The sequence below is a fragment of the Mesorhizobium sp. M3A.F.Ca.ET.175.01.1.1 genome (assembly GCF_004791945.1).
Classification (GTDB): domain Bacteria; phylum Pseudomonadota; class Alphaproteobacteria; order Rhizobiales; family Rhizobiaceae; genus Mesorhizobium.
In genome coordinates, this window is sequence record NZ_SRTP01000018.1 from 40,758 (window position 1) to 65,194 (window position 24,437).

25 protein-coding genes and 1 pseudogene are annotated in these 24,437 nt (G+C 63.8%); 16 read left to right on the top strand and 10 right to left on the bottom strand.

Features of this window, described 5'->3' with window-relative positions:
• The first annotated feature begins 54 nt into the window (after positions 1-54).
• Entirely contained in the window at positions 55-2,250 is a 2,196-nt protein-coding gene (locus tag EN818_RS27995) for an RNA degradosome polyphosphate kinase (RefSeq protein ID WP_095807550.1), read from the top strand.
• Positions 2,247-3,782 (top strand): exopolyphosphatase, encoded by a 1,536-nt coding sequence (gene ppx, locus EN818_RS28000; protein ID WP_095807549.1) that lies wholly within the window; start codon positions 2,247-2,249, stop codon positions 3,780-3,782. Before EN818_RS27995 ends, ppx begins: the two co-directional genes overlap by 4 nt.
• A 21-nt stretch (positions 3,783-3,803) precedes the next feature.
• Here the strand turns inward: ppx and EN818_RS28005 are convergent, their stop codons facing one another.
• The 4 genes from EN818_RS28005 to betI form a co-directional block, all read right to left on the bottom strand.
• Positions 3,804-4,226, bottom strand: a complete 423-nt coding sequence (locus EN818_RS28005; protein WP_095807548.1) for a DoxX family protein — start codon at positions 4,224-4,226, stop codon at positions 3,804-3,806.
• A 126-nt stretch (positions 4,227-4,352) separates the two neighbouring features.
• The gene (locus EN818_RS28010) at positions 4,353-4,775 is read right to left on the bottom strand and encodes a DoxX family protein (protein ID WP_095807547.1); all 423 of its coding nucleotides are present in this window, start codon (positions 4,773-4,775) and stop codon (positions 4,353-4,355) included.
• A 290-nt stretch (positions 4,776-5,065) separates the two neighbouring features.
• Positions 5,066-6,463: a class II fumarate hydratase gene (gene fumC / locus EN818_RS28015; protein ID WP_095807546.1), complete on the bottom strand. Its 1,398-nt coding sequence runs from the start codon at positions 6,461-6,463 to the stop codon at positions 5,066-5,068.
• A 349-nt stretch (positions 6,464-6,812) separates the two neighbouring features.
• Complete coding sequence (betI, locus tag EN818_RS28020) at positions 6,813-7,427, bottom strand: transcriptional regulator BetI (RefSeq protein ID WP_095807715.1); 615 nt, start codon at positions 7,425-7,427, stop codon at positions 6,813-6,815.
• 138 nt (positions 7,428-7,565) lie between these two features.
• Between betI and choX the strand changes: the two genes are divergently transcribed.
• Both choX and EN818_RS28030 read left to right on the top strand, forming a co-directional pair.
• On the top strand, positions 7,566-8,504 hold the full coding sequence (gene choX / locus EN818_RS28025) for a choline ABC transporter substrate-binding protein (protein WP_095807545.1): 939 nt from the start codon (positions 7,566-7,568) through the stop codon (positions 8,502-8,504).
• Positions 8,501-9,343: an alpha/beta hydrolase gene (locus tag EN818_RS28030; protein ID WP_245454795.1), complete on the top strand. Its 843-nt coding sequence runs from the start codon at positions 8,501-8,503 to the stop codon at positions 9,341-9,343. The genes choX and EN818_RS28030 overlap by 4 nt, the downstream gene beginning before the upstream one ends.
• Before the next feature lie 86 nt (positions 9,344-9,429).
• On the opposite strand, the gene EN818_RS28035 is transcribed toward EN818_RS28030, so the two are convergent.
• Positions 9,430-10,023, bottom strand: coding sequence for a hypothetical protein (locus tag EN818_RS28035; protein WP_095807543.1), 594 nt, complete (start codon positions 10,021-10,023; stop codon positions 9,430-9,432).
• Positions 10,024-10,263: 240 nt separating this feature from the next.
• Between EN818_RS28035 and EN818_RS28040 the strand changes: the two genes are divergently transcribed.
• Both EN818_RS28040 and EN818_RS28045 read left to right on the top strand, forming a co-directional pair.
• A complete protein-coding gene (locus tag EN818_RS28040; protein WP_095807542.1) occupies positions 10,264-10,593 on the top strand; it encodes a hypothetical protein in 330 nt (109 codons plus the stop codon).
• A gap of 63 nt (positions 10,594-10,656) precedes the next feature.
• A pseudogene (locus EN818_RS28045) lies at positions 10,657-11,806 on the top strand (metallophosphoesterase).
• 17 nt (positions 11,807-11,823) lie between these two features.
• Here EN818_RS28045 and EN818_RS28050 read toward each other — a convergent pair.
• Positions 11,824-12,003 (bottom strand): CsbD family protein, encoded by a 180-nt coding sequence (locus tag EN818_RS28050; protein WP_095807540.1) that lies wholly within the window; start codon positions 12,001-12,003, stop codon positions 11,824-11,826.
• Positions 12,004-12,144: 141 nt separating this feature from the next.
• Between EN818_RS28050 and EN818_RS28055 the strand changes: the two genes are divergently transcribed.
• From EN818_RS28055 to EN818_RS28075, 6 genes are all read left to right on the top strand, one after another.
• Positions 12,145-12,804: a glutathione S-transferase family protein gene (locus EN818_RS28055; protein ID WP_095807539.1), complete on the top strand. Its 660-nt coding sequence runs from the start codon at positions 12,145-12,147 to the stop codon at positions 12,802-12,804.
• 167 nt (positions 12,805-12,971) lie between these two features.
• Positions 12,972-13,307, top strand: a complete 336-nt coding sequence (locus EN818_RS28060) for a metalloregulator ArsR/SmtB family transcription factor (RefSeq protein ID WP_095807538.1) — start codon at positions 12,972-12,974, stop codon at positions 13,305-13,307.
• Positions 13,307-14,086, top strand: coding sequence for an SRPBCC domain-containing protein (locus EN818_RS28065; protein ID WP_095807537.1), 780 nt, complete (start codon positions 13,307-13,309; stop codon positions 14,084-14,086). The genes EN818_RS28060 and EN818_RS28065 overlap by 1 nt, the downstream gene beginning before the upstream one ends.
• Positions 14,087-14,283: 197 nt before the next feature.
• Positions 14,284-14,643 (top strand): YkgJ family cysteine cluster protein, encoded by a 360-nt coding sequence (locus tag EN818_RS28070; RefSeq protein ID WP_095807536.1) that lies wholly within the window; start codon positions 14,284-14,286, stop codon positions 14,641-14,643.
• A gap of 77 nt (positions 14,644-14,720) precedes the next feature.
• Positions 14,721-14,879, top strand: coding sequence for a hypothetical protein (locus tag EN818_RS32920; protein ID WP_165349853.1), 159 nt, complete (start codon positions 14,721-14,723; stop codon positions 14,877-14,879).
• A 208-nt stretch (positions 14,880-15,087) separates the two neighbouring features.
• Positions 15,088-15,699, top strand: coding sequence for a LysE family translocator (locus EN818_RS28075; RefSeq protein WP_095807534.1), 612 nt, complete (start codon positions 15,088-15,090; stop codon positions 15,697-15,699).
• A 225-nt stretch (positions 15,700-15,924) separates the two neighbouring features.
• Here the strand turns inward: EN818_RS28075 and groL are convergent, their stop codons facing one another.
• The 3 genes from groL to EN818_RS28090 form a co-directional block, all read right to left on the bottom strand.
• Positions 15,925-17,577 (bottom strand): chaperonin GroEL, encoded by a 1,653-nt coding sequence (gene groL, locus EN818_RS28080; RefSeq protein WP_095807533.1) that lies wholly within the window; start codon positions 17,575-17,577, stop codon positions 15,925-15,927.
• A gap of 69 nt (positions 17,578-17,646) precedes the next feature.
• Entirely contained in the window at positions 17,647-17,943 is a 297-nt protein-coding gene (groES, locus tag EN818_RS28085; protein ID WP_010915433.1) for a co-chaperone GroES, read from the bottom strand.
• A gap of 214 nt (positions 17,944-18,157) precedes the next feature.
• Entirely contained in the window at positions 18,158-18,961 is an 804-nt protein-coding gene (locus tag EN818_RS28090; RefSeq protein WP_095807532.1) for a methyltransferase domain-containing protein, read from the bottom strand.
• 88 nt (positions 18,962-19,049) lie between these two features.
• On the opposite strand from EN818_RS28090, the gene EN818_RS28095 reads away from it, so the two are divergent.
• Positions 19,050-19,901, top strand: a complete 852-nt coding sequence (locus tag EN818_RS28095; protein WP_095807714.1) for a hypothetical protein — start codon at positions 19,050-19,052, stop codon at positions 19,899-19,901.
• A gap of 53 nt (positions 19,902-19,954) precedes the next feature.
• Here EN818_RS28095 and EN818_RS28100 read toward each other — a convergent pair whose 3' ends face one another.
• A complete protein-coding gene (locus tag EN818_RS28100; RefSeq protein WP_095807713.1) occupies positions 19,955-20,581 on the bottom strand; it encodes a TetR/AcrR family transcriptional regulator in 627 nt (208 codons plus the stop codon).
• A 122-nt stretch (positions 20,582-20,703) separates the two neighbouring features.
• On the opposite strand from EN818_RS28100, the gene EN818_RS28105 reads away from it, so the two are divergent.
• The 3 genes from EN818_RS28105 to EN818_RS28115 are packed head-to-tail and all read left to right on the top strand — an operon-like array spanning position 20,704 to position 24,313.
• Positions 20,704-21,900, top strand: coding sequence for an MFS transporter (locus EN818_RS28105; RefSeq protein WP_095807531.1), 1,197 nt, complete (start codon positions 20,704-20,706; stop codon positions 21,898-21,900).
• A complete protein-coding gene (locus tag EN818_RS28110; RefSeq protein WP_095807712.1) occupies positions 21,900-23,180 on the top strand; it encodes a D-arabinono-1,4-lactone oxidase in 1,281 nt (426 codons plus the stop codon). Before EN818_RS28105 ends, EN818_RS28110 begins: the two co-directional genes overlap by 1 nt.
• Entirely contained in the window at positions 23,177-24,313 is a 1,137-nt protein-coding gene (locus EN818_RS28115) for an alanine racemase (protein WP_095807530.1), read from the top strand. The genes EN818_RS28110 and EN818_RS28115 overlap by 4 nt, the downstream gene beginning before the upstream one ends.
• Positions 24,314-24,437 lie beyond the last annotated feature (124 nt).

A 24,437-nucleotide genomic window follows, 5' to 3' on the forward strand; every position in this document is an offset into this window, starting at 1 on the left:
CGCTTGGCGTGGCGGAAATGCGGCCAAGGCAGCCAAGGCAGGGCAAGAGGAACCATGAACGAACTGAAGCCGGTACAGAGCGAGTTCATCACCATCGAGGCGGCGAGCCCGGAGGGGGGCAATCCCGACCGTTTCGTCAACCGCGAATTTTCCTGGCTGCAGTTCAACCGCCGCGTGCTCGAGGAATCGCTGAACGCGCATCATCCGCTGCTCGAGCGCGTGCGCTTCCTGTCCATCTCGGCCGCCAATCTCGACGAGTTCTTCATGGTGCGTGTCGCCGGCCTCGCCGGCCAGGTGCGCGAGGGCATCGCGCTCAAGAGCCCGGATGGCCGCACCCCCGAACAGCAGCTCGAGCAGTTGCTGCGCGAGGTCGAGCGCCTGCAGGAGGACCAGCAGAAAAGCCTGTCGACGCTGATGGATTTGCTCAACAAGGAGGGCATCGAAAGCATCACCCGCGACGGTCTCAGCAAGGACGAGAAGGCCTGGCTGGAGGAGCATTTCCAGGACCAGGTGTTCCCGGTGCTGACGCCGCTGTCGATCGACCCGGCGCACCCGTTCCCGTTCATTCCCAATCTCGGCTTCTCGATGGCTCTGCAACTGCGCCATCGCAAGAATGGCGAGCAAATGAGCGCGCTGCTGCGCCTGCCGGTGGCGCTGAAGCGCTTCATCCGTCTGCCCGACCGCAAGCATCACGTCCGCTTCATCCCGCTCGAGGAGGCGGTCGGCCTCTACATCGGCAAGCTGTTCCCCGGCTACGAAGTCAAGGGCTCCGGCACGTTCCGCATCATCCGCGACAGCGATATCGAGGTGGAAGAGGAGTCGGAGGATCTGGTGCGCCTGTTCGAGACGGCGCTGAAGCGCCGCCGGCGCGGTTCCGTCATCCGCATCGAATTCGATGTGGCCATGCCGTCCGAACTGCGCGAATTCGTCGCCGGTGAGCTCGGCGTCTCGTCGAACCGCATCAGCGTGCTGACCGGTCCGCTGGCGCTCAGCCAGATTTCCGAGATCGTCGCCGTTCCGCGCGACGACCTCAAATTCACCCCTTACAATCCGCGCTTTCCGGAGCGCATCCGCGAGCATGGCGGCGATTGCTTCGCCGCCATCCGCGAGAAGGACATCATCGTCCATCACCCCTACGAATCCTTCGACGTCGTCGTGCAGTTCCTGCGCCAGGCGGCGGCCGACCCGGAAGTGGTGGCGATCAAGCAGACACTGTACCGCACTTCCAACGACAGTCCGATCGTGCGTGCGCTGGTCGATGCTGCCGAGGCAGGCAAGTCGGTGACGGCACTTGTCGAGCTCAAGGCGCGGTTCGACGAGGAGGCCAACATCCGCTGGGCGCGCGACCTCGAGCGGGCCGGCGTTCAGGTCGTGTTCGGCTTCCTGGAATTGAAGACCCACGCCAAGATGTCGCTGATCGTGCGTCGCGAGGACGGCAGGCTGCGCAACTACGTGCACCTGGGCACCGGCAACTACCATCCGGTTACCGCCCGCATCTATACCGACCTGTCCTTCTTCACGACCGACGCTACGATCGCGCGCGACGTCGCCCAGCTCTTCAACTTCATCACCGGCTACGCCGAACCCGCGGAGGAGATGCGGCTTGCCGTGTCGCCCTTCACGCTGCGCACGCGCATCCTGAAACATATCGCGGAAGAAGTAGTCCATGCCCAGGAAGGCAGGCCAGCCCGCATCTGGATGAAGATGAACGCGCTCGTCGACCCCATCGTCATCGACGCGCTTTATGACGCCAGCCGCGCCGGCGTCGAGGTCGACCTCGTCGTGCGCGGCATCTGCTGCCTGCGCCCGCAGGTGCCGGGCCTGTCCGAGAACATCAGGGTGAAGTCGATCGTCGGCCGCTTTCTAGAGCACAGCCGCATCTTCTGTTTCGGCAACGGCCACGGCCTGCCGTCGGACGAGGCGATCGTCTACATCTCCTCGGCCGACATGATGCCGCGCAACCTCGACCGCCGCGTCGAGACCCTGGTGCCGATCACCAATCCAACTGTGCATGAACAGGTGCTTGGCCAGATCATGCTCGGCAACGTCATGGACAACCAGCAAAGTTTCGACGTATTGGCTGACGGGACCTCCCGGCGCGTCATGCTGGAAGAGGGCGAGGAGCCGTTCAACGCGCAGGAATATTTCATGACCAATCCGAGCCTGTCCGGACGGGGCGATGCGCTGAAGTCGCATGCGCCCAAGCGCATTGCCCAGTTCAAGCGCCGCAAAAAGAACGGCGCGGCGTGATTTCAGCTTCCCAAGGCCGGCTCCAGGACCGGCGGCCGCTGTCCATCATCGACATCGGATCGAACTCGATCCGCCTCGTCGTCTATGAGGGGCTGGCGCGCTCGCCGACCATATTGTTCAATGAAAAGATGCTGGCCGGTCTCGGCCGCGGCATCGTTTCCACCGGTCAGCTCGATCCCGAGGCGGTGACGCGTTCGATGGAGGAGTTCCGCCGCTTTCGCGCGCTCTCCGAACAGGCCGGTGCCGAGCACATCTACGTGCTGGCGACGGCGGCCGCGCGCGAGGCGATCAACGGCCCGGACTTCATCCACCGGGCCGAGGATGTGCTGAAGACAGAGATCCGCGTGCTCAGCGGGCGCCAGGAGGCCTACTATTCGGCTCTCGGCATCATCTGCGGCTTCCATCCGGCCAGCGGCATTGCCGGCGACCTCGGCGGCGGCAGCCTGGAACTGATCGACATCAACGGCGAGGCGATCGGCGACGGCATCACGCTGCCGCTCGGCGGCCTGCGCCTGCTGGACATGGCGAAGAACTCGCTTGTTCAGGCCCAGAAGATCGCGCGCCAGGAGTTGGCGCGGGCGAAGCTTCTCAAAAGCGGGCAGGGCAGGGTCTTCTACGCCGTCGGCGGGACCTGGCGAAACCTTGCTCGGCTGCACATGGAGATGACCAACTATCCGCTCGGCGTGATGCACCATTACGAGATCGGTGCCGATAGCGCCCAGAGCTTCCTGAAGCAGGTGGCCAAGGGCGAGGTCGAAAAGGTGAAGGGCATCGAGGGCGTGTCCAAGAACCGCCGCTCGCTGCTGCCTTACGGCGCGGTTGTGCTGCAGGAGATCATGGCGGTGATGCAGCCGTCGAAGATCGTCGTCTCGGCGCTCGGCGTGCGCGAGGGTTTTCTCTACTCGCTGCTCGACCAGGCAGAGCAGAAGGCCGATCCGCTGATCTCGGCGGCGGAGGAGCTTGCCTTGCTGCGCTCGCGCTCGGTTCACCATGCGCATGATCTGGTCGAATGGACCGGCAAGGCTTTCAAGGCATTCGGCATCGACGAGACCGAAGACGAAGCGCGCTACCGCGAGGCCGCCTGCCTGCTCGCCGACATTGGCTGGCGCGCGCATCCCGAATATCGGGGCAGGCAGTCGCTCAACATCATCGCGCATGCCTCCTTCATTGGCGTCGACCATCCCGGCCGCGCCTATCTGGCGCTCACCAATGCCTATCGCCATGACGGCATCTTCAACGAGGGGGTCGCGCCCGAGATCAAGGCGCTGGCGCCCCCGCGCTATCTGGAACGCGCGCGTGTGCTGGCGGCGATGATGCGCGTCGTCTACCTGCTGACGGCGGCGATGCCGGGCGTCATGCCGAGGCTGAAGTGGGAAAACCGCCCCAACGGCGCGCTGGCGCTGGTCCTGCCGCCTGGGCTCGCGGACCTTTATGGCGAGCGCCCGGCTGGCCGGCTGGCGCAACTGGCGCGCATCACCAACCGGCGCCTCGTGCTGGCGGTCGAGGGCGGGCCAAGCGTTTCGGTCAAATAGCGCGTTTCGGTCGGGTCCGGGTCAGGTCAGTTGCGCGTCGATCCCGGCGCCACGTCCATCGGCCGACCATGCGCCGGCGCCGGCCATGGCCAGCGCCAGGAAACCGCCCGCAATGGCGATGTCCTTCATCAGCATCTGCTGGTGCATGAACGCGAGCGTCGCATCGTCGGCGCCCTGCCCATAGTGGCCGATGAAACCGGCCATCACACAGAAGGCAGCAAGCAGCAGCGCCACGATCCGCGTCTGAAAGCCGACCAGGATCAGCAATCCGGCGATGAGTTCGAACAGGCCGGTGCCCCAGGCGGCCAAAGTCGGCAGCGGCAGACCGAGCCCGGCGAAATAGCTGGTCGTGCCGGCGATGTTGGCCAGCGCCTGGAACCCCGACGGCACGAACAGCGCGGCAAGCAGAAGGCGCGAGACAAGAAGCAGTGCGTTACGGGTCATGAGCACCTCCTTGCCGGCCGCGACTCACACCGGCGCTTATTGCAGTTTACGCCTGCAACCAGAAAACGAAAAAGCGGCGCGGAAAATTCCGCGCCGCGCTGTCGTCTTTAGCCTTGGGAGAGTAGTTCAGCCGCGCTTGGCGTCGATCGAGTAGGCGCCGGCGCCCGAGGAGGCGAGCAGGATGAAGCCGCCGGTGATGGCCAGGTTCTTGAGGAACTGGATCATCTGCATCTGGTCGGCCCAGCCGGTGTGAGCGACCAGTCCCGTGGCGATGGTGAAGATGGCGAGCAGCCAGGCAGCCGCCCGCGTCTGGAAACCGACGAGAATGGCAAGGCCGCCGAGCAGTTCGATCAGGCCCACCACAACGGCGGTCACGGTCGGCAAGGGCAGGCCGAGGCCGCCGAAATATGCGGCGGTGCCGGAAATGGCGGTCAGCTTGCCGAAGCCTGAAAGCAGGAAGATGACGGCGAGCAGCATGCGGCCGAGCAGGATCGTGGTCGAACTGTTGGACGTTGTGCCGGCGGTAGCGGCGGAAGTGTTGATGGACATGGCGGGTCTCCGAACGGGTTGAATGCCCCAGTCAGATAGACGATGGAGACTGTTCACCAAAGATGGCTATGTGGCGACACATTGTTCACAGATTTTGTGTACTCGCGGTCACGCAACTGACGCGAAATTCATGTCGTGCGACTCGGCGGCAGGAGCAAATTGTGCTGGGCAAAAATCTCGCTTCGTCATCCACGGGCGAAGCAAGAGGATCCCAGGGTCTTCGCAACGCCGCTTCGCGGCTGCTTCGCCCTGCGATGACGAAGCCACAGCCTCGCGTTTGTGCCGCGTCGTTATCCCGGATGCGTCATGTCTTCAGGCCGCACCAGCCGGTCGTAGTCGGCCTCGCTGACCAGTCCGGTGGCCAAAGCTTCCTCACGCAGCGTGGTGCCGTTCTTGTGCGCCGTCTTGGCGATCTTGGCGGCATTGTCGTAGCCGATCGTCGGCGCAAGCGCCGTCACCAGCATCAATGAGCGCTCGAGCGCCGCCTTGATGTTGTCTTCACGCGCCTCGATGCCGACGACGCAATTGTCGGTGAAGGAGACCGAGGCGTCGGCAAGCAGCTGCACCGACTGCAGAAAGTTGTAGGCCATCAGCGGGTTGTAGACATTCAGCTCGAAATGACCCTGGCTGCCGGCGAAGGCGAGCGCGGCGTTGTTGCCGAACACCTGCACGCACACCTGCGTCAGCGCCTCGCACTGGGTCGGGTTGACCTTGCCCGGCATGATCGAGGAGCCCGGCTCGTTTTCCGGCAGCGAGAGCTCGCCGAGGCCCGAGCGCGGCCCGGAGCCGAGCAGGCGGATGTCGTTGGCGATCTTGAACAGCGCTGCAGCCGCCGCGTTGATCGCGCCGTGCGAGAACACCATGGAATCGTGGGCCGCGAGCGCCTCGAACTTGTTCGGCGCAGTGACGAACGACAGGCCGGTGAGGGCGGCGATCCGGTCCGCCACCTTTTCCGCAAAGCCGACCGGCGCGTTTAGGCCGGTGCCGACCGCGGTGCCGCCCTGCGCCAGCTCCTGCAGGCCGGGCAGCGTCAGCTCGATGCGCTTGATCGAGGAGGCGACCTGCGCGGCATAACCGGAGAATTCCTGGCCCAGAGTGAGCGGCGTGGCGTCCTGCGTGTGGGTGCGACCGATCTTGATGATGTGGTTGAAGGCGCGGGCTTTGGCGTCGAGCGCCTTGTGCAAATGGTGCAGCGCCGGGATCAGGTGATGCGCCACCCGCTCGGCGCAGGCGATGTGCATGGCCGTCGGATAGGTATCGTTCGACGACTGGCTCATATTGACGTGGTCGTTCGGATGCACCGGCTTCTTCGAGCCCATGACGCCGCCGAGCATCTCGATCGCCCGGTTTGAGATCACCTCGTTGGCGTTCATGTTGGATTGCGTGCCCGAGCCTGTCTGCCAGACCACCAGCGGGAAGTGATCGTCGAGTTTGCCGTCGATGACTTCCTGAGCCGCTTCGACGATCGCATTGCCGATCTCCGGGTCGAGCCGCTTCAGTTCCATGTTCACCTCCGCCGCCGCGCGCTTGACGATGCCGAGCGCGCGAACGATTGAAGCCGGCTGCTTTTCCCAACCGATCCGGAAGTTGCCCAGCGAACGCTGCGCCTGCGCGCCCCAGTAACGATCGGCCGCGACCTCGATTGGACCGAATGTGTCGGTTTCGGTTCTGGTCTTTTCAGCGCTCACGGGAGGTCTCCGGTCTGTGATCTGCGCAAGGGCGTATCGCGTTGCACAAAGGGCATCAAGCGGAGATTGCGGGCGGCGATGATGCGAATCGGTTGAAGGGGGGCGCCGCTTCCTTCTCCCACAGAGAGGTGTTTGGACTGGGGACATGGCGAACAGTTGTGCGAGGACATCGCGAACGGTCTTGCGGGTTTCCGGATGCCATTCGAGGACAGAAGCGCGATGAGACGAGAAGGAAAGAGTTTGTGCGTCTATAGCTGGCGCCGCGAATGTGAGTGCGTTGTGCCGGCGCTTCGATCCGTGGATCCTCGATGAGGTGGGAATGCGCGACACCTATCGCCGGGTATGAACTTTATCCGGCAGTGGCCAGGCCGACCGACGCGGGCTGTAGTATGGTAAGACGACCCGCGACGAAATCCTTGACCTGGCGAACGGCCTGATCGCGCGTGACGCTGCCCGGCCGCAGGCCCAGTCTGAGCCACAGCCCGTCGATCAGTGCTGTGACGCCGAGCACGATCTCGTCAGCCAGTTCGGGCGAGGCGAGGCCGCGCAGGCCGGACAGCAGATTTGAGCGCATACGCGCGTGGATGACCTTCTGGATGCGCGCCAGCTTCTCGTCTCGCGGCACCTCGGCGCAGAGCGACAGCCAGGCATGGCAGAGCGGCGGCAGGAACAGGTGCTCCTCGAAATTACCCTCGATCACCGCGTCCAGCCGCTCCATCGGCGTTCGCGCCCGCTTGAGGCGCGCCACCACGGCGTTGCACAGCACGGCATTGGCCTCGCGCATCGCGTGCTCGAACAGCTCCTGCTTGTTGCGGAAATAGTGCAGCACGATGCCTTTCGAGGCGCCGGCCTGCGCAGCTACCTTTTCCAGCGTCGCGCCGGCGATGCCTTCCCGCTCCAGAACGGCGAAAGCCGCTTGCCGCAACTCCTTGCGGCGTATGTCGCTGAGACGTGTGAGTTTCACCGGGCCGATCCATGCATGCGAATCCATGTTGACATCTTCGCCCGCTCAGATCAATGATTGACCGATCGGACAATATAATGACCGAAAGGTCAAAAAAGCGATCAAAGATCAAAAAGCGATCAAAGAGAGGAGAACGGAATGTTGCGCATGCTTGCGAATGGCATCTGTGCCACGGCGCTAATGCTGGCGCCCCAAACGGCCGGGGCCGCCGAGGTCGAGGGCTGCAAGATAGTTCGCATGGCGGAGCCCGGCTGGAATGATCTTGCCTTCACCACGGGCGTGGCAAAGGTGCTGCTCCAGGCTCTCGGCTACGAGCCGCAGAGCGAGGTGCTCGGCATCAACGTCATCTACGAAGGCATGAAGAACAAAGACCTGGATCTGTTCCTCGGCTACTGGGATCCGGCGATGGTCACCTACTACGAGCCTTACAAGAAGGACGGTTCAATCGAGAATGTGCGCGTCAACCTGGTCGGTGCCAAATACACTTTCGCCGTGCCGACCTATGTCTGGGACGCCGGAGTCAAGGACCTATCCGACCTGCACAAGTTCGCCGACAAGTTCGGCAAGAAGATGTACGGCATCGAGCCCGGTTCCAATCAACTGATGATGGACGCCATCGCCGATCCGCAATTTGGCCTCGACGGCTGGCATGTGGTCGAGTCCAGCGAAGCCGGCATGCTGTCGGAGGTCGGCTACGAGATCAAGGAGAAGCAGTTCATCGTTTTCCAGGGCTGGGCGCCGCATCCGATGAACACCATGTATGACTTCAAATACCTGACCGGTGGCGACAAGTTCTTCGGCCCGAATTTCGGTGCCGCGACGGTGACCACTCAGGTGCGCAAGGGCTACCTGCAGGAATGCCCGAACGTCGCCCAGTTCCTGAAGAACCTGGTCTTCGACATCGACATGGAAAATGTCGGCATGGGCTACCTCATCAATGAGGGGATGAAACCGGAGGAGGGGGCGTTGAAGTCGATCACCTTGCACAAGGATCGCCTCGATGCGTGGCTCGCAGACGTCACCACCTTCGACGGCAAGCCCGGTCTTGCCTCGGTCAAGGAGAAGCTCGGACTGTGAGCCCGGCGCCTTTGGACCTGGAGGAGCAGGAGGCCGAGCAGGGCGCCTGGGCCGCCCGCAAGCAGATCGCCGATGCCGGCGGTCTCGACCTCGCTTATGTCGAGGTCGCCGGTTCGGAGCCGCCGCTGCTGCTCATCCACGGCTTCACCGATACCAGCCGCAGCTTCTCGTTGCTGGCGTCGCATCTCTCCGGGCGCCGGTTGGTCATTCCTGACTTGCGCGGCCATGGCGCCTCGCAGGCCGGCGACGGCTGCGGCGTCGCCGATTTCGCCGAGGACATTGCCGGACTGATCCGCGACCTGCGGCTGGATCGGCCGATCGTTGTCGGCCACTCGCTGGGGGCCATGGTGTCGATCGCGCTGGCAGCGCATCATTCGGAACTGGTCGGCCGGCTGGTTGTAATGGCCGGGACTTTGAAGCCCGATTTCGCGCCGGACCATGCCCTCGTCGCTGGCGTCGCGGCGCTGCGAGATCCGATCTCGTCGGCCGATCCGTTCTACGACTGGTGGCATGCCTGCCGCCCCGGCGTGCCGACGGCCTTCCTCAGCAGGCTAGCCGACGACGCCTCGGCGATGCCGGCGGCGCGCTGGCGCGCCATTCTCGAAGAAATCCGCCGGACCGATTTGACCATGGCAGCCCGGGCCGTACGTGCTCCGACGCTGATCATTGCCGGCGCCTGCGATCCGCTTTTTAGCGAGACGCACCAACAGGCGCTGGCAGTGGCACTGGCAGGTTCACGTCTTATTTGGGCGCAGGATTGCGGTCATAACCCGCACTGGGAGGACCCGGCTCTTATTGCCAGCGCGATCGCCGGGGCGTTGCAGAATGCGGAGGCGTGACGACCTCGACAGCGATCGGGCCATGGACGGCAGGCGCATGTCAGGCCGGCGGGGAAGGCGGGTTCGATACCGACCCAGGTTGAGCCTCACTCCTTCAGCGGCTTGATCGTCTCGAACCCCACCTGGCTCTGAGCGCTGGTGCCTTCGTCATAGCGCCGCGCCAGCACTGCCTGCAGGTCGGGCGAATAGAGTGCGGTAAAGGTGTCGATCACCGCTCCGGAATCGCCGGTGATCGTCTCGCTCACCGCAAGCACGGTGTATTTGCAATCGCCAAGCTTGTAGCTTTCCTTGCCCTTCACGGCGAGCGCCAGCGTCTCGGTGCCCTTCGGCGTCTTCTTCGTCGACAGCCGCACGAACTGCGTCTTGCTCTTGGCGCCGGCCTTCAGCGGAAACAGCTTCTTGATGTCGCCGAGCGGGATCATCGACAGCCTTCCGGTGTCGCTGTCGCGAAACACCTCGATCAGACCGGCATAGAGGTACTGCGTCTGCGGCGACTGCGACTGATAGTTGTTGGCGACCGCCACCATGCCGCCAGGCGCCGGCCGGAACTCGCTGCGGATGCCGGGCTTTTCGAGCACGAAACCCGCCTTCGCCGACTTTGCATCGACGCAGTCGGCGGCTTGCGCAGCGCCGGCAAGGCTTAGCATGGCGAGCGTCATGCCGATTGTGATGGTTTTCATGGCGTCCCCTTTCCGCATGGCTGTGGGAGCAATGCCAGAGCGCGACCGGACTGTCGACCTAGGAGATTCAGCTTCCGATGATTGCTGACCCGCTCTGATCTGATTCGTGCAATTCCCAGCAGAGAACCGCTACCCGGGAATATCCTAAGAACTTGCAAGAGCGCGCAGGGGCAGGCGCCGATGGGGAAAATACAATCGCGTCTGGTATGACATTCGGCCGCGCCATGCTAATTCGTTCATATGCGCTTTCTGGTCGTATCTTTTGTAGCGGTCGCCATCCCGTATGGCTTTGAACGAGTGTTTTTTGGCAGAAAATTTGGATTCTTTGCAGCTCTATTCTGGCTGTTTGTCATTCAATTGGCCCTGTTGTTCGGTGGCGAGGTAATCCTCGAAAGTCAGGTCGGCCAATCCCTGCCCAGTTGGCTGAAATCGATCAGCTTTGCTGTCGGAGCATTGGCTCACCTGACGATTGGCATGACGCCACTTGCTGCTGTCATTGCCGCATTGGCATTTGGGACGGTGATCGCAGCCACGCGGGTATTGAGAAAGCTCCGAGAAACTCCAGACTGAACCACTCCAGTTTGTCGGCGTGAAAAGTCTGCCGAGCAGCAACTAGACGAAACGACGCCGAGAATGTTCAATCGCGCGACGATGAACCGCCGCTCGCCAGCAACCGTCTCGCGCCGCGCTTTCCTCTCACAGATGGGAAGCCTTGCGGCCCTGTGCGCAGCGCCGCGCGCCGCCCTTGGCCAGGCCGGACGCGCCATCCAGCCGATCGATGCCACCTTCCTGTTTATCGCCGACATCCACGCCTGCCGCATGGCGAGTGGGCTCAGCCCCAATTGCCTGCAGGAAGGCAAGACCGATGCCGCGCTGCTCCGCAACGTCGCCGCGTTGAACGCGCTCGCCGACAAGCAATGGCCGGCCGAGATCAACGGTGTCGCCACTGGCCTGCATTCGGCCGGCGCCCGCATCGGCACGCCGCTCGGCCTCGTCACCGGCGGCGACATCACCGACGACGGCGGCGGCCAGGTCACGGAGCCCAGCGAGGGCACGCAGCTTCTCCAGTTCAGCCAGCGCTATCAGCAGGGCATCGGGCCTGATCGCGTCCACATGCCGGTCTATGTCGGGCTCGGCAACCACGATCTCGACCAGAACGGCTCGCCGCCGCATATCGACTGGTATCGGCGCGAATTGCGAGACTATGTCGAGGTCAACCACCGCCCGGGCGTTTTCTTCAAGCCGCCGGTGCCGGCGACGAACTATGATATCGACACCGACTGCTACTCCTGGGACTGGGGCGGCCTGCATCTGGTCCAGACGCATCGCTTTGCCGGCGACACCGGCCATGGCGCGCCGAGCGGCCTGCCCTGGCTGAAGCAGGACCTTGCCACCTATGCTGCCGACGGGCGCCCAGTGATCCTGTTCCAGCACTATGGCTGGGACACCTTCTCGATCGAGCGCTGGGATCCGGCAAAGCGCACTTTTAGTGATGAGGGAAGCGGTGCGCCGCATTGGTGGAGCGACGGCGACCGCCATGCGCTGCTTGGCGTGCTCAAGGGCTACAATGTCGTGGCCGTCTTCCACGGCCATCAGCACGAGGTGCCGATGATCTACCAGCGCGATGGGCTGAACCTGGTCAAAGCCGAAAGCCGCCTATTTGGGTGGCTTCGCGCTGGCTCGGGTGACCAATGACAATCTGGACGTGGTGCTTGGCGAGGCCACCGGCGATCACGGCGAGATCGTCTTCACCAATGCCTTTGCGAAGGCGCTTGAGACGTGACCGCGACGGGCCGCCAATCACATCGCCTTTTTGCACATGGCCTTCATGTCGCCACAGGCCTTCTGCACCTTGCCTGTGGCCGTATCCGCCATACCCTTGATCTGCATCCGGCGATTTCCCGTAGCCCTGCCTACGGCTTGCCGGATGGAGCCTCTGATCTGCTTGGCGAGGCCCGCAACCTGATCTATGTTCACCATCTCCGTGTCTCCGGGAGATCCAATCCGCGAGAGAAACGGGCTGGTGTGGTTCGCGGTTCCTGCCGGGGCCGGGCCAACGGGCCGGCGCATCCTGGTCTGCTTCGCTATGCGATCGCACAAAGCTGAATCCGGGGAACCATCTTGGCGGAATTCACCCTTTACATCGGCAACAAGTGCTTCTCATCCTGGTCGCTCAGGCCATGGGTAGCGATGAGGCATCTGGAGATTCCCTTTCAAGAGAGCTTCGTGCGCCTGCGCACGCCCGAGACCGCGGCCAACCTTGCCAAGGTGTCGCCGACCGGGCTGGTTCCCGTGCTCGACCACAATGGCAGGATTGTCTGGGAAACCCTTGCGATACTTGAATATCTTGCCGACTTGTTTCCGCAGAAAAGGCTTTGGCCGGAAGAGCTCGGCGCCCGCGCCTTGGCCCGTTCGGTGGCGACAGAGATGCATTCCGGCTTTCGCGAGGTGCGCTACGGCTGGCCGATGAACCTGCGCCGGCCGAAATCCCACAAGCCACTCGACGCCGAGGGCGAGGTGCAGCGGGCAAGAATCGAGACGATCTGGCGCGAGTGCCGCGACCAATATGGCAAGGACGGTCCGTTCCTGTTCGGCCATTTCACAGCGGCCGATGCCATGTACGCTCCGATCGTCACCCGCTTCGACACCTATGGCGGCGAGCTCGCGCCTGTCACCCGGGCCTACGTCGATGCCGTGCTGGCAACGCCGGCGATGCGGCACTGGTATGCCGAGGCGGCCAAGGAGCCTTGGCCGGAGCCCGGGCCGCACGAGCAGGACTAGCAAACGGCCGCGCGAGGCTTCCAGCGACGAACCTGGAACATGCCTCACGCCGCCTAGCTGAAGGCTGGGCCGGACAATCGCCGAATTCTGGTGTGTTGGATCATCGCCTGGGAAGAATTGACCGGGGGCACTTTTCGGCATAATACGTAACCAAATGGATACGCATTATGCCGCAGGCTGATCCCGACCGTTCCGTCTTTCGCGCCATTGCCGATCCGACGCGGCGCGCCATCCTCGACCGCTTGCGAAAGGGGCCGGCGCCGGTCAACGAGCTGGCGTCCGCCTTCTCACAGAGCCGGCCGGCCATTTCCAAGCATCTCAGGATCTTGCGAGAACTCAACGTCGTTTCCGAGCAGCGGCAGGGTCGCGAACGCGTCTACCGGCTGGAGCCGGCGGAACTGAAGGACGTTGCCGACTGGATCCTGCCTTACCGCGACTTCTGGCAGCAGAGCCTCGGCAATCTCAAATCCTATCTGGAGCGCGCCGATTTGGAGGACGACTGATGGCCAGCAATGACAGACCGCGTGCGATCGCCGACGTTTCGGCCGGTACTATTCTTGCCACCGTGACGATCGCGGTGCCGCCCGAGCGGGTCTTCCGCGCGATCACCGCCGATGACCAGATCCCGCTCTGGTGGGGCGCGGACGACATGTACCGCACGACGAAGCACACCGCCGATCTCCGGCCGGGCGGCGCCTGGCGCTCGGAAGGCAAGAGCGCCGACGGCCAGGATTTTCATGTTGGAGGCGAATATCTCGAGGTCGAGCCGCCGCACCGGCTGGTGATGACCTGGAAGGCGCCGTGGGACGGCGACAACGTCACCACCGTCACCTACACGCTGGAGGCGGTGGAGGAGGGCACGCGGCTGACCCTGCGCCATGACGGCTTCGGCCCGCGCCAGGAGTCCTGCCGCAGCCACGGTTCCGGCTGGGAGCGCGTTCTTGGCTGGCTCGGCGGGTTCCTCGCCGCAGAAGCAGGGCGCAATGCGCCGGCCGTGTTTCATTGCCGGCTGATCCCGCCGCGGCCGGATTTCGCCTTCACCATGACCGAGGAAGAGAGGGCGCTGATGGGCGACCACGCCGACTATCTGCGCAGTCAGCTGCGCCACGGCACGATGATGATTGCCGGCCCCGTCGCCGATCCGGCGGGTCCCTGGGGGCTCTGCATATTGCGTGTCGCCACCGAGGCCGAGGCGCGAGCTGTGACCGACGGCGATCCCGTCCTTCGGTCAGGCCGCGGCTTCCGCTACGAGGTGCTGCCCATGATGAGCGTGATCATGTGAGGGCTGCAAAAGAAAACGCCTCTCGCGCTTTTTACGGCGCGGGAGGCGTCTTTTGTCATCAACCTTTCTCGATTTCTCATGAACTGCTGACGACCGATATAAAATCGCGGGCCGGCGAAAAGGTTCCCGGCAAAATGAAAAAAATTGTGCGGCCGCCATGGGTGCATTCCTCGGGTCGTGCTAGAGGCACGCGCAACATGAGGATTGCCTTGCCGCACGACCATTTTGCCGCCTTTGATTGCCGGAGCTGCGGCGCCTGCTGCGCCTATGCTGCCGATTGGCCGCGCTTCTCGACGGAGGAGGACGCCGAATTGGAGCGCATCCCTGAGAAGCTCGTCGCCGCCGACCAGTCCGGCATGCGCTGCGAGGGCGGCCGCTGCGCCGCACTTCGCGGCGATGTCGGCAAGCAGGTGGCCTGCACGGTCTACGAAGCGCGCCCGCATGTCTGCCGCGCCTGCATGCCTGGTGGCGGCGACTGCTTGATGGCGAGGGCGGCATATGGGCTGCCCCTTGTAGCTCCGCCAGTGCCGCGGTCTATCGGCCTCTCCCTGGATTAGCAGTCGCTAAGAACTGGTGCGAAGACGCCATGAGGGTGGGGATTCACATCGGCCGTGTTCCGATCTAGACTCCGACCATGGACACGGCACTCGATGAGCTTTCCCGCCTCCTGCAAGCCCCGCGGCCCACGCTACGGAGCCGTTACGGCGCCTTCGCCATTCGCATTGCTGAAGGCCTCGCCACCGGGCTTGCGATCGGCGCGGGCTTCGCCATCGTCCGCGCCTTGGCTGGCTAGATCCCTGGCGCGGACACTTTCGGTCTGCACCTCGCGCGACTGTCCGCTTGTCCGGCAGCCTCCCGGCGCCGACGACATGCGCATCAAATCCGACAAGAAAGCGTAGGACGCTCGGCTTCTCCGCTCCTACGCCGCACTGTCTTGCCCGCGCTTGTGCGTCGCCATCAGCCCCGATACGTTGCGCGCGGGCAGGGCAGTGGAGGATACTTTGAGCATCGAATTCCTGTTGACGTCGCTGATTATCGTGGCTTCGCCCGGTACCGGCGTTCTTTACACGCTCAGCGCCGGTCTCTCGCGCGGCGCGCGAGCCTCGATCATCGCCGCCTTCGCCTGCACGCTGGGCATCATTCCGCATATGGCCGCAGCCATCACCGGTCTCGCCGCCGTGCTGCACACAAGCGCCGTCGCCTTCGAGACGCTGAAATATCTGGGTGTCGCCTATCTGCTCTACATAGCCTGGAACACGCTGAAGGAGAAGGGCGGCTTGAGCGTTGACGAAAGGGCCGCGCCGCGCTCATCGGGCAAGGTGATTACCTCCGGCATCTTGATCAACATCCTGAACCCGAAGCTGTCGATCTTCTTCTTTGCTTTCCTCCCGCAATTCGTCAGCACCACCGAGCCGCACGCTTTTGCGAAGATGCTGGAGCTCAGCGGCGTCTTCATGCTGATGACCTTCCTGGTCTTTGCCGGCTACGGCGTGTTCGCCGCTGCGGTCCGCAGCCATGTCGTGTCGCGCCCGAAGGTGCTGACCTGGATGCGCCGGACCTTCGCCGGCGCCTTCGTCATGCTTGGCGCCAAGCTGGCACTGACCGACAGGTAAGCGGGCTGTCCGGGCGGCACGAAAAAGGGCGGCATCTCTGCCGCCCTTCCGTATCCGCAGCGGGTTGGACTTCCTTAGAAATCCATGCCGCCACTCAAGCCCGCTTGCGGGCTTGAGCATTGTTGGTCGATGGGCTTATGGATTTCCTTGGAAATCCATGCCGCCACTCAAGCCCGCTTACGGGCTTGAGCATTTGTCAGTCGATGGGCGTGCTTATGGATTTCCTTAGAAATCCATGCCGCCCATGCCGCCCATGCCGCCGCCGGGCATGCCGCCCGGCATACCGCCGGCAGCTTCCTTCTTCGGAGCTTCGGCGATCATGGCTTCGGTGGTGACCAGCAGGCCGGCGACCGAAGCCGCGTCCTGGAGAGCGGTGCGCACGACCTTGACCGGGTCGACGATGCCCATGGCGATCATGTCACCATACTCGCCGGTCTGGGCGTTGAAGCCGAAGGTCGCGCCCTTGTTCTCGAGGATCTTGCCAGCAACGATCGAGGCTTCCGCACCGGCGTTGGCCGCGATCTGGCGGGCCGGAGCCTGCAGCGCGCGACGCACGATGTTGATGCCCGCAGCCTGGTCGGAGTTGGCGCCGGTGGCCTTCAGGTTGCCCGAGGCGCGCAGCAGGGCGACGCCGCCGCCGGCGACGATGCCTTCTTCCACGGCCGCGCGGGTCGCGTTCAGCGCGTCGTCAACGCGGTCCTTCTTTTCCTTGACCTCGACCTCGGTCGCGCCGCCGACGCGGATCACCGCGACGCCGCCCGCGAGCTTGGCCAGACGCTCCTGCAGCTTCTCCTTGTCGTAGTCCGAGGTGGTCTCCTCGATCTGCTGCTTGATCTGGGCGACGCGGCCCTGGATCTCGGCCTTCTTGCCGGCGCCGTCGACGATGGTGGTGTTCTCCTTCGAGATCGACACCTTCTTGGCGCGGCCGAGCATGTTGAGGCCGACATTCTCGAGCTTGATGCCGAGGTCTTCCGAGATGACCTGGCCACCGGTGAGGATGGCGATGTCTTCCAGCATGGCCTTGCGGCGGTCACCGAAGCCCGGCGCCTTGACGGCGGCGATCTTCAGGCCACCGCGCAGCTTGTTGACGACCAGCGTGGCCAGAGCCTCGCCTTCGACGTCTTCCGAGATGATGAGCAGCGGCTTCGAGGTCTGAACGACGGCTTCCAGGACCGGCAGCATGGCCTGCAGGTTGGAGAGCTTCTTCTCGTGCAGCAGGATGTAGGCGTCTTCCAGGTCGGCGACCATCTTGTCGGCGTTGGTGACGAAGTAAGGCGACAGGTAGCCGCGGTCGAACTGCATGCCTTCGACGACTTCCAGTTCGGTCTCGGCGGTCTTGGCTTCCTCGACGGTGATGACGCCTTCGTTGCCGACCTTCTGCATCGCTTCCGCGATCATCTTGCCGACCGACTCGTCGCCATTGGCCGAGATGGTGCCGACCTGAGCGACTTCCTCGGAGGTCTTGATCTTCTTGGCGGCCTTGCCGAGAGCGCCGACAACCTCACCGACGGCGAGGTCAATGCCGCGCTTCAGGTCCATCGGGTTCATGCCGGCGGCAACCGCCTTGTTGCCTTCCTGGACGATGGCCTGGGCCAGAACCGTCGCGGTCGTGGTGCCGTCGCCGGCGATGTCGTTGGTCTTCGAAGCGACCTCGCGCACCATCTGCGCGCCCATGTTCTCGAACTTGTCCTCGAGTTCGATCTCCTTGGCGACGGTGACGCCGTCCTTGGTGATGCGCGGGGCGCCGAACGACTTGTCGATGACGACGTTGCGGCCTTTCGGGCCGAGCGTCACCTTCACCGCGTCGGCGAGGATGTTGACGCCGCGCAGCATGCGCTCACGGGCATCGCGGGAGAATTTTACGTCTTTTGCAGCCATTGTAATCTCCTGGCAGGGGTTCGGGTCGAACCCGCAGATTCAAGATTCAGTTGATGGTGTGGCCGATGCTCAGCCGATGATGCCCATGATGTCGGATTCCTTCATGATCAGAAGGTCTTCGCCATTGAGCTTGACTTCAGTGCCCGACCACTTGCCGAACAGGATGCGGTCGCCGGCCTTGACGTCCAGCGGGACGAGCTTGCCGCTTTCGTCGCGGGCGCCGGAGCCCACGGCGATGATCTCGCCTTCCTGCGGCTTCTCCTTCGCCGTATCCGGGATGATGATCCCGCCGGCGGTCTTGGATTCGGATTCGACCCGGCGAACGACCACGCGGTCATGAAGCGGGCGGAACTTGGACTTTGCCATGTTTTCTTCCTCGAATGAGAACGGTGAGAACTGTTCCTCCATCCGGCGAGGCCGGATATAAGTTAGCACTCACCTAAGGCGAGTGCTAACGTGGCGCTGAAATAGGCTGGCCGCCTGCCAGAGTCAAGGCGCGCGGGAGGGGGCAATCGCGCGAAATTTTTCCCGTCCGCTCGTCCGGCTGCGGAATGTGCCGTCCGCCCTGCCGCATCGCCGTCTATCGCAGCGCCTGGCAAGGTGATCCCAGCACCAGCAGCGGGCAACGCTCGGCCAGCGGATAGGAGCCGCTCGGCACGACGCGCACATCGCTGAACCAGTCTCTTGCCTCATCGACCAGCATGGCCAGCGTCGCGAAGCAATAGGTCGTTTCGGATCCCGCATAGACATCGATTGTTTCGATGGAGCACAGGCTCCATCCCGACGCCGCGGCAAGGGCTGCTCGGTCCGGGAAGTTATTGTCGAAAGCGTCACGGATCGCCTGCACACCTATGGCGCGATCGCAATCGTCCGTTGCACATGCCATCGCTATGCGCCATTTGAGTGCGTGGAAATTCCCGATCTCGCCGGCGAGCGCCTGGGCCTTGATGCTTGGCAAATCCTCGAATGTCTCTGGACCGGCGAAAACACGGATCGCTGCCCGCCCGCCGGGCTTCAGCACCCGGGCGACTTCGCCGAAAAGGCCATGGCGTGCGCGGGCGGAACCGACGACGGTCAAGCACCCATCGCCGATGACTGCGCCGACGCTGGCGCTGGCGATCGGAAGGTCCAGCCAATTCCCGGTTATCGCCCTGCGGCGGGCGTCATCGCCCGGCCATACGCCCGAAACCATCGCCGCTGACCCGTCGACCGCCAGCATGGTCCTGCCGAGGCCGGCCAGTTCCGGAGTGACGCCCAGCAGAAGAACGTCCGCTTCGCCCGGGTCGAGCTCGCGCTCGAAAATGCCGACCGTCTCCGGGGTCGGCCGCAGGGGCGCTTCGAGCGAGTTCCAATGGCGATGATAATTGTCCCAGTGTGTTGTCATGGAGATCCGTCGGACGCGGGAAGGAAACTCTAGATTCAATCGCTAGTAGCCGCTTAATGTAAATGCGGTGGAAACGAGGGATGGCTTGGTGGCGCGTATCATTGTCATAACGCATGAGCATGACCAGTTCCTGGGCAAGCGCGACATCCTGCTGCGCAGGGGAAGTCCCTATCTGCTTTTCGATATTCTGGGACAATTGAAAAGCCGAGGCCATTCGATCCGGATTCAGCAGGGGCTGTCGAAGAGGCACGACGCCGATATCGCTGTCCTGCATGTCGATGCGACGACGACATCCGCGGACTACCTCGATTATGCGGGAAGTTTTCCGTTCTGCCTCAATGTCGGGGCGGCCGACATTTCGAAACGGAAGATCAGCGGGGCGCTGGTAAGCAGCGGCGAGGTCTGGCAAGGACCCGTGATCGTCAAGAGCAACCTCAACAATCAGGGCATTCCGGAGACGCTGCTGAATCGGCGAGCAAAGCGGGCGGGGAAATCGCCACCTTTTCCGGACGTGCCGGTCCAACGGGCATATGAGGTTTACGCGTCCCTGGGTGAGGTTCCGGACGGCATCTTCGGGCGCGATGATCTCGTCGTGGAAAAATTCATTCCGGAGAAAGAACACGACGGCTTCGCGGCGCGTTTCTGGGTTTTTTGCGGAGAGCACGAACGTTGCACCCGCTATGTATCGCCGAACAGCCTGGTCAAGGCATCCGAAACCATCCGGCGCGAGCCTGTGCCTGTCCCCGATGAGATGCGTGAGCGGCGACGCGAGCTCGGCTTCGACTACGGAAAATTCGATTTCGTCATGCACGAGGGCAAGGCCGTCCTGCTCGATGCCAACAAGACGCCGGGACGACCGAAAAACCTGGTGAAGATGTTCGCGGCCGGCGCCGCTCATCTGGCCGACGGCTTCGAGGCCCTGATGCGCAAGGTCGTCTAACGCAAGTCCCCCGAGGGGGTGAGCGCCGCGCTTTTGCGGGCTGCGAGACTTCCCTACAAAAACAGCCGCAACTGCGCATGGATGATCGAGCGATAGTCTTCGATCGTCCTCCGGCCCTCCGCCTCGTCCTGGGTCAGCGCCAGCCGCACGACGCCGCCGGCAAGCTGGAAGATCAGGAACACGACACGCCCAAACGCCTCGCGTTGGTCGGCCCGCAGCATCGGCGCGACCTTTGTGCAGAACATATCCGCCTGCCGCCGCGTCTCGGCGATATCGAGATGCTGCAGGGCCTTGTCGGCCTGGATGGCGTTCTGCAGGTCCTGGATGGCCGGATCAGCCGCGACACGGCTGCAATAGTCGTCGAGCAGACGGTCAGCGGCGGTGGTCACGTCATCCAGCCCGCGGATTTCGGCGATGATCGTGGCGAAGCGCGCGCGGCTCTCTTCCGCAAACCGGTCGTAGAGCATGGCGAGGATCGCCGACTTGCTGGGGAAATAGTGGTAGACCGTGGCGATCGGCCCGCCGGCCAGCGCGCCGACTTCCTTCATCGTCACCGCATCGATGCCCTTCTCGCCGATCAGCCGCATGGTGGTCGCAAGGATCGCGTCGATCCGCTCGCGGCTGCGCTCCTGCTTGGGCTTGCGCCGCGGTTCCGTCGCCGTTCGCCTTGCTTCCCTCATGCGCCAAATCTCTCGGTGAGAGCTTGCGAATTCGCGGTTGACAAGAAACATGATCAAGTATCAGTTTCACGAATGCTGACAATTTGTCAGTTTTTCAATCGAGCCGCAAGGGAGGGCGCCTCGTGACTGTCGCTGATGCCGGACAGGTGGAAGAGGGCGACTGGCTGGTCGGCAATCCGACCGGCCTGCAGCTTGCTTCGGCGCTGTGGATCGGCTCCGTCGGCCTGCTCATCCTCGGCCTGCAGCCGGTGCTGCTCGGCGCGCTTTTCTCGGAAGGCCATGTCACCGGTGACGAGCTGGCGCTCGTCGCCACCGCCGAGATGATTGCCATCGCCATCGGCTCGGGCGTCGTGGCCATGCTCTTGCCGGCGCGCAACATGCGCGGCAAGAGCGCGCTGCTCTTGCTCCTGCTGGCGCTCGCCAACTCCTGGACTGCCTACGCCATTACCGCCAGCTCCTTGATCGCCGCGCGCGCTGTCGCAGGTCTTGCCGAGGGCGGGCTGGTCGCGGTCGCCACCGAACTGATCGCCCGTTCGCGGCGCGCCGAGCGCATCGGCGGCTATTTCGTCACGCTGCAGACGCTGGTGCAATGCGCTCTGGCGCTGCTGCTTGCACTCTATGTCGTGCCGGCCATGGGCGCGAGCGGAGGCTTCATCGCCCTCGGTGTGGTCTGCCTCGCTTCGCTGCTGGTCGCCTGGACGGTGCCGGACGACTATGCCAACCTGCCGAAGGAGGAGCATTTCGCCAATGTGCTCACTGTGCCGGCAATCACCGCGCTTCTCTCGATTCTGTGCTACTTCATGTACTTCGGCGCGATCTGGGCCTTCCTGGAGCCGCTTGGAGCGCAGTTCGGCATCGATGGACGCACCGTCGGCCTGATGGTGTCGGCCAGCCTCGCTGCGCAGGTGATCGGCGCCATGATCGCAACCGTGTTCGAGGCGCGCCTCGACTATCGCGCCGCCATCACCATCATCGGCGCGGTCGCGGTCGCATGCTCGGTATTGCTCGCTTCGGCCCCGGGGTTCAATGCCTTCTGGGCAGCGACGCTGGTGATGGGTTTCATTCTGCTCTTCATCGTGCCCTACCAGATCCGGCTGGCGATCACCGCCGATGACAGTCGCACCGCCGTGCTTCTGGTGCCGGCGGCCCAGCTCCTGGGCCTTGCCATCGGCCCGATCGCGGCCTCGCTGCTCATCGACGGCGAGAATTTCCGGCCCGTCCCGGAATTCGCCGCCGCCACCGCGCTCGCCAGCGTGGCCCTGCTCGGCGTCTTCGTGCTGGTTGCGCGGCGTCGCAGCCCGGCTTCAACGGCGCGATGATGGCAAACTCCTGGAGCAACTGGTCCGGCCTCGTGAAGGCAGCGCCGAAGCTGATCGCCACACCCGCCGACGTCGGCGAACTGGCAGACCTCGTGCGCACGGCGCCGGGTCCGCTGCGGGTTGCCGGCGCGGGCCATTCATTCACGCCGCTGGTCCAGTCCGACGGCACCATCATCTCCCTGGAGAAGATAGAGGGGCTGGTCTCGCATGACGCCGCGCACCACCAGGCGCGGGTGAGGGCGGGGACAAGGCTCGGCGCCCTGATGCGCATCCTGCAAGGCATCGGACAGGGCCTGCCGAACATGGGCGACATCGACCGCCAGGCGATCGGCGGCGCGCTGGGCACGGCGACGCATGGCTCGGGCTCGACACTCGGCGCCTATCACACACAACTGGAAGCTGTGCAGTTCGTCGACGGACAAGGCAAGCTGTGCGAGTTCAGCCGGGCAGGGGATCAGGAAATGATCCATGCCACCGGGGTGGCGCTCGGCGCCTTCGGCGTGCTCACGGAATTGACGCTCAACAACATGCCCACCTACCGGCTGCGCCGCCGCAAATGGGTGCTGCCGATTGGCGACATGCTGCGCGAGTTCGAGGCGATGATGGCCGCGCACCGTTCGGCCGAATTCTACTACATCCCGTTTTCCGGCTACGCCCAGTTCATCGCCAGCGATCTGAGCGATCAGCCGACGACGACCCGGCCGACGGAAGACGACGAAGAGGGATTGGCCACCCTGCGCAAGCTGCGCACTCTGCTGCGAAGGCTGCCTGCACTGCGCCGGGCGCTGATCAAGGGCGCGGTCAAGAAGGTGCCATCCGAGGACTATGTCCAGGATTGGCTCAACGTCTACGCCAGCGACCGGCAGACAAAGTTCAACGAGATGGAATATCACCTGCCTTTCGAGGAAGGGCCGAAGGCACTGGCCGAGATCATCGAGCTGACGGAAAAGCACTTTCCGGAGGTCTATTTCCCGATGGAGGTGCGTTCCGTGGCGCCAGACGCGTTCTGGCTCTCGCCCTTCCACAAGAGGCTCACCTGCTCGATCGCTATCCACCACGATGCGGCGAACGATCCGCTGCCCTTCATGCGCGCGGCCGAACCCATTTTCCGCAAATATGGCGGCCGGCCGCATTGGGGGAAGATTCACAGCCTGAAGGCGGCGGACTTCAGAAAGCTCTATCCGCGCTGGGACGACGCGATGGCGGTGCGCCGTGACATCGACCCGGGAAACCGTTTTGTCTCGCCCTACATGGCCGGCCTGTTCGGCATTGAGCAATGAGCGCCTATTTCACCGAACTATCGAAGGCATTGAAAGCGGCCGATATTTTTCGGCCATGCCTGGTGCTCGACCGTGACCGGCTGGACGCCAATATTGCGCTTGTGAAGCGAAGGCTTGCGCCCGGCCTTGCCGTGCGGCTGGTCGACAAGTCGCTGCCATGCCTGCCGCTTCTGGCGCATATCGCCAGCGCGCTCGGCACCAGCCGCTTCATGACCTTCCATCCGCCAATCACCCAGGCCGTGCTGGATGCCTTTCCCGAAGGCGATCTGCTCTACGGCAAGCCGATGCCGGCCGGCGCGGCGCGGGCCGCGCTCGCCAGCGGCGGCGCCGGCTGGGGATCGCGCGTCTGCTGGCTGATCGACACGCCCGAGCGGCTGGCTGAATACGCATCGCTCGCGGCCGAGCTGAGCACCGAACTGCGCTTCGCCTTCGAGGTCGATATCGGCCTGCATCGCGGCGGGTTTGCCAGCCCGTCGGAGATCAAAGCGGTGACCATCCCGAAGAGACTGCGCTGCGCAGGCATCATGGCCTATGAGGCGCATGCGCCGGAGATCCCAGGCCTGTTCGGCGGCGCGGAAAAGGCGCTGAAGCAGGCCTGTGCCAAAGCGGCCGAGTTCGTGTCCGCTCTCGATCTCGGCCAGCGCAGCATTCTCAACATCGGCGGCTCGAAGACGGCGCTGCTGCATGGTGCCGCGGTGGCCAATGAAGTGTCGATCGGCTCGGCCTTCATGCTGCCCGGCGATTTCGACACGCCCGGCCTCGACGGTTTCCAGCCGGCGGCTTTCATCGCGACGCCGATCCTGAAAGTGGTCGATCCGGTGCTGCCCGGTCCGGCGTGGCTGTCCAAGACCCTGCAGGCACTGGGCCTTTTCCCGCGCTGGGGCTGCTATCTCTATGGCGGCAAATGGATGGCCGAGCCGGTGTTCCCCGAAGGCATGAAGCCGAACGGCTTCATGGGCTTCTCCTCCAACCAGCAGTTCATGGGCTTGCCCGCTGGCGCGGACGTGAGGCCGAGCGATTACGCCTTCCTGCGGCCGACGCAGAGCGAGGCGGTGCTGCAGCATTTCGGCCCGATTGCGGTGTTTGCCGGTGGGCGGATCGTGGAGTTCTGGCCGGTGCTGCCGATGGGGTGAGGGCGTAACAGCCCTCGCAGTGATCCTTCGCGCCCCCTCTGGCCTGCCGGCCATTTCCCCCACGAGGGGGGAGATTGGAAGCTTCGGCGCCTCGCTCTTGTTGCGACGTTGGAGAATTGGCGGA

Excerpts from the sequence above, each read along its gene's own strand:
- groES (WP_010915433.1), bottom strand. The coding sequence starts at position 17,943 with ATGGCAAAGTCCAAGTTCCGCCCGCTTCATGACCGCGTGGTCGTTCGC.
- EN818_RS28065 (WP_095807537.1), top strand. The coding sequence starts at position 13,307 with ATGGCCAGCAATGACAGACCGCGTGCGATCGCCGACGTTTCGGCCGGT.
- EN818_RS28110 (WP_095807712.1), top strand. The coding sequence starts at position 21,900 with ATGGCAAACTCCTGGAGCAACTGGTCCGGCCTCGTGAAGGCAGCGCCG.
- EN818_RS28035 (WP_095807543.1), bottom strand. The coding sequence starts at position 10,023 with ATGAAAACCATCACAATCGGCATGACGCTCGCCATGCTAAGCCTTGCC.
- EN818_RS28070 (WP_095807536.1), top strand. The coding sequence starts at position 14,284 with ATGAGGATTGCCTTGCCGCACGACCATTTTGCCGCCTTTGATTGCCGG.
- EN818_RS28115 (WP_095807530.1), top strand. The coding sequence starts at position 23,177 with ATGAGCGCCTATTTCACCGAACTATCGAAGGCATTGAAAGCGGCCGAT.
- EN818_RS28050 (WP_095807540.1), bottom strand. The coding sequence starts at position 12,003 with ATGGTGAACATAGATCAGGTTGCGGGCCTCGCCAAGCAGATCAGAGGC.
- EN818_RS28060 (WP_095807538.1), top strand. The coding sequence starts at position 12,972 with ATGCCGCAGGCTGATCCCGACCGTTCCGTCTTTCGCGCCATTGCCGAT.
- EN818_RS27995 (WP_095807550.1), top strand. The coding sequence starts at position 55 with ATGAACGAACTGAAGCCGGTACAGAGCGAGTTCATCACCATCGAGGCG.
- EN818_RS28040 (WP_095807542.1), top strand. The coding sequence starts at position 10,264 with ATGCGCTTTCTGGTCGTATCTTTTGTAGCGGTCGCCATCCCGTATGGC.
- EN818_RS28005 (WP_095807548.1), bottom strand. The coding sequence starts at position 4,226 with ATGACCCGTAACGCACTGCTTCTTGTCTCGCGCCTTCTGCTTGCCGCG.
- EN818_RS28090 (WP_095807532.1), bottom strand. The coding sequence starts at position 18,961 with ATGACAACACACTGGGACAATTATCATCGCCATTGGAACTCGCTCGAA.
- groL (WP_095807533.1), bottom strand. The coding sequence starts at position 17,577 with ATGGCTGCAAAAGACGTAAAATTCTCCCGCGATGCCCGTGAGCGCATG.
- EN818_RS32920 (WP_165349853.1), top strand. The coding sequence starts at position 14,721 with ATGGACACGGCACTCGATGAGCTTTCCCGCCTCCTGCAAGCCCCGCGG.
- EN818_RS28010 (WP_095807547.1), bottom strand. The coding sequence starts at position 4,775 with ATGTCCATCAACACTTCCGCCGCTACCGCCGGCACAACGTCCAACAGT.
- choX (WP_095807545.1), top strand. The coding sequence starts at position 7,566 with ATGTTGCGCATGCTTGCGAATGGCATCTGTGCCACGGCGCTAATGCTG.
- EN818_RS28100 (WP_095807713.1), bottom strand. The coding sequence starts at position 20,581 with ATGAGGGAAGCAAGGCGAACGGCGACGGAACCGCGGCGCAAGCCCAAG.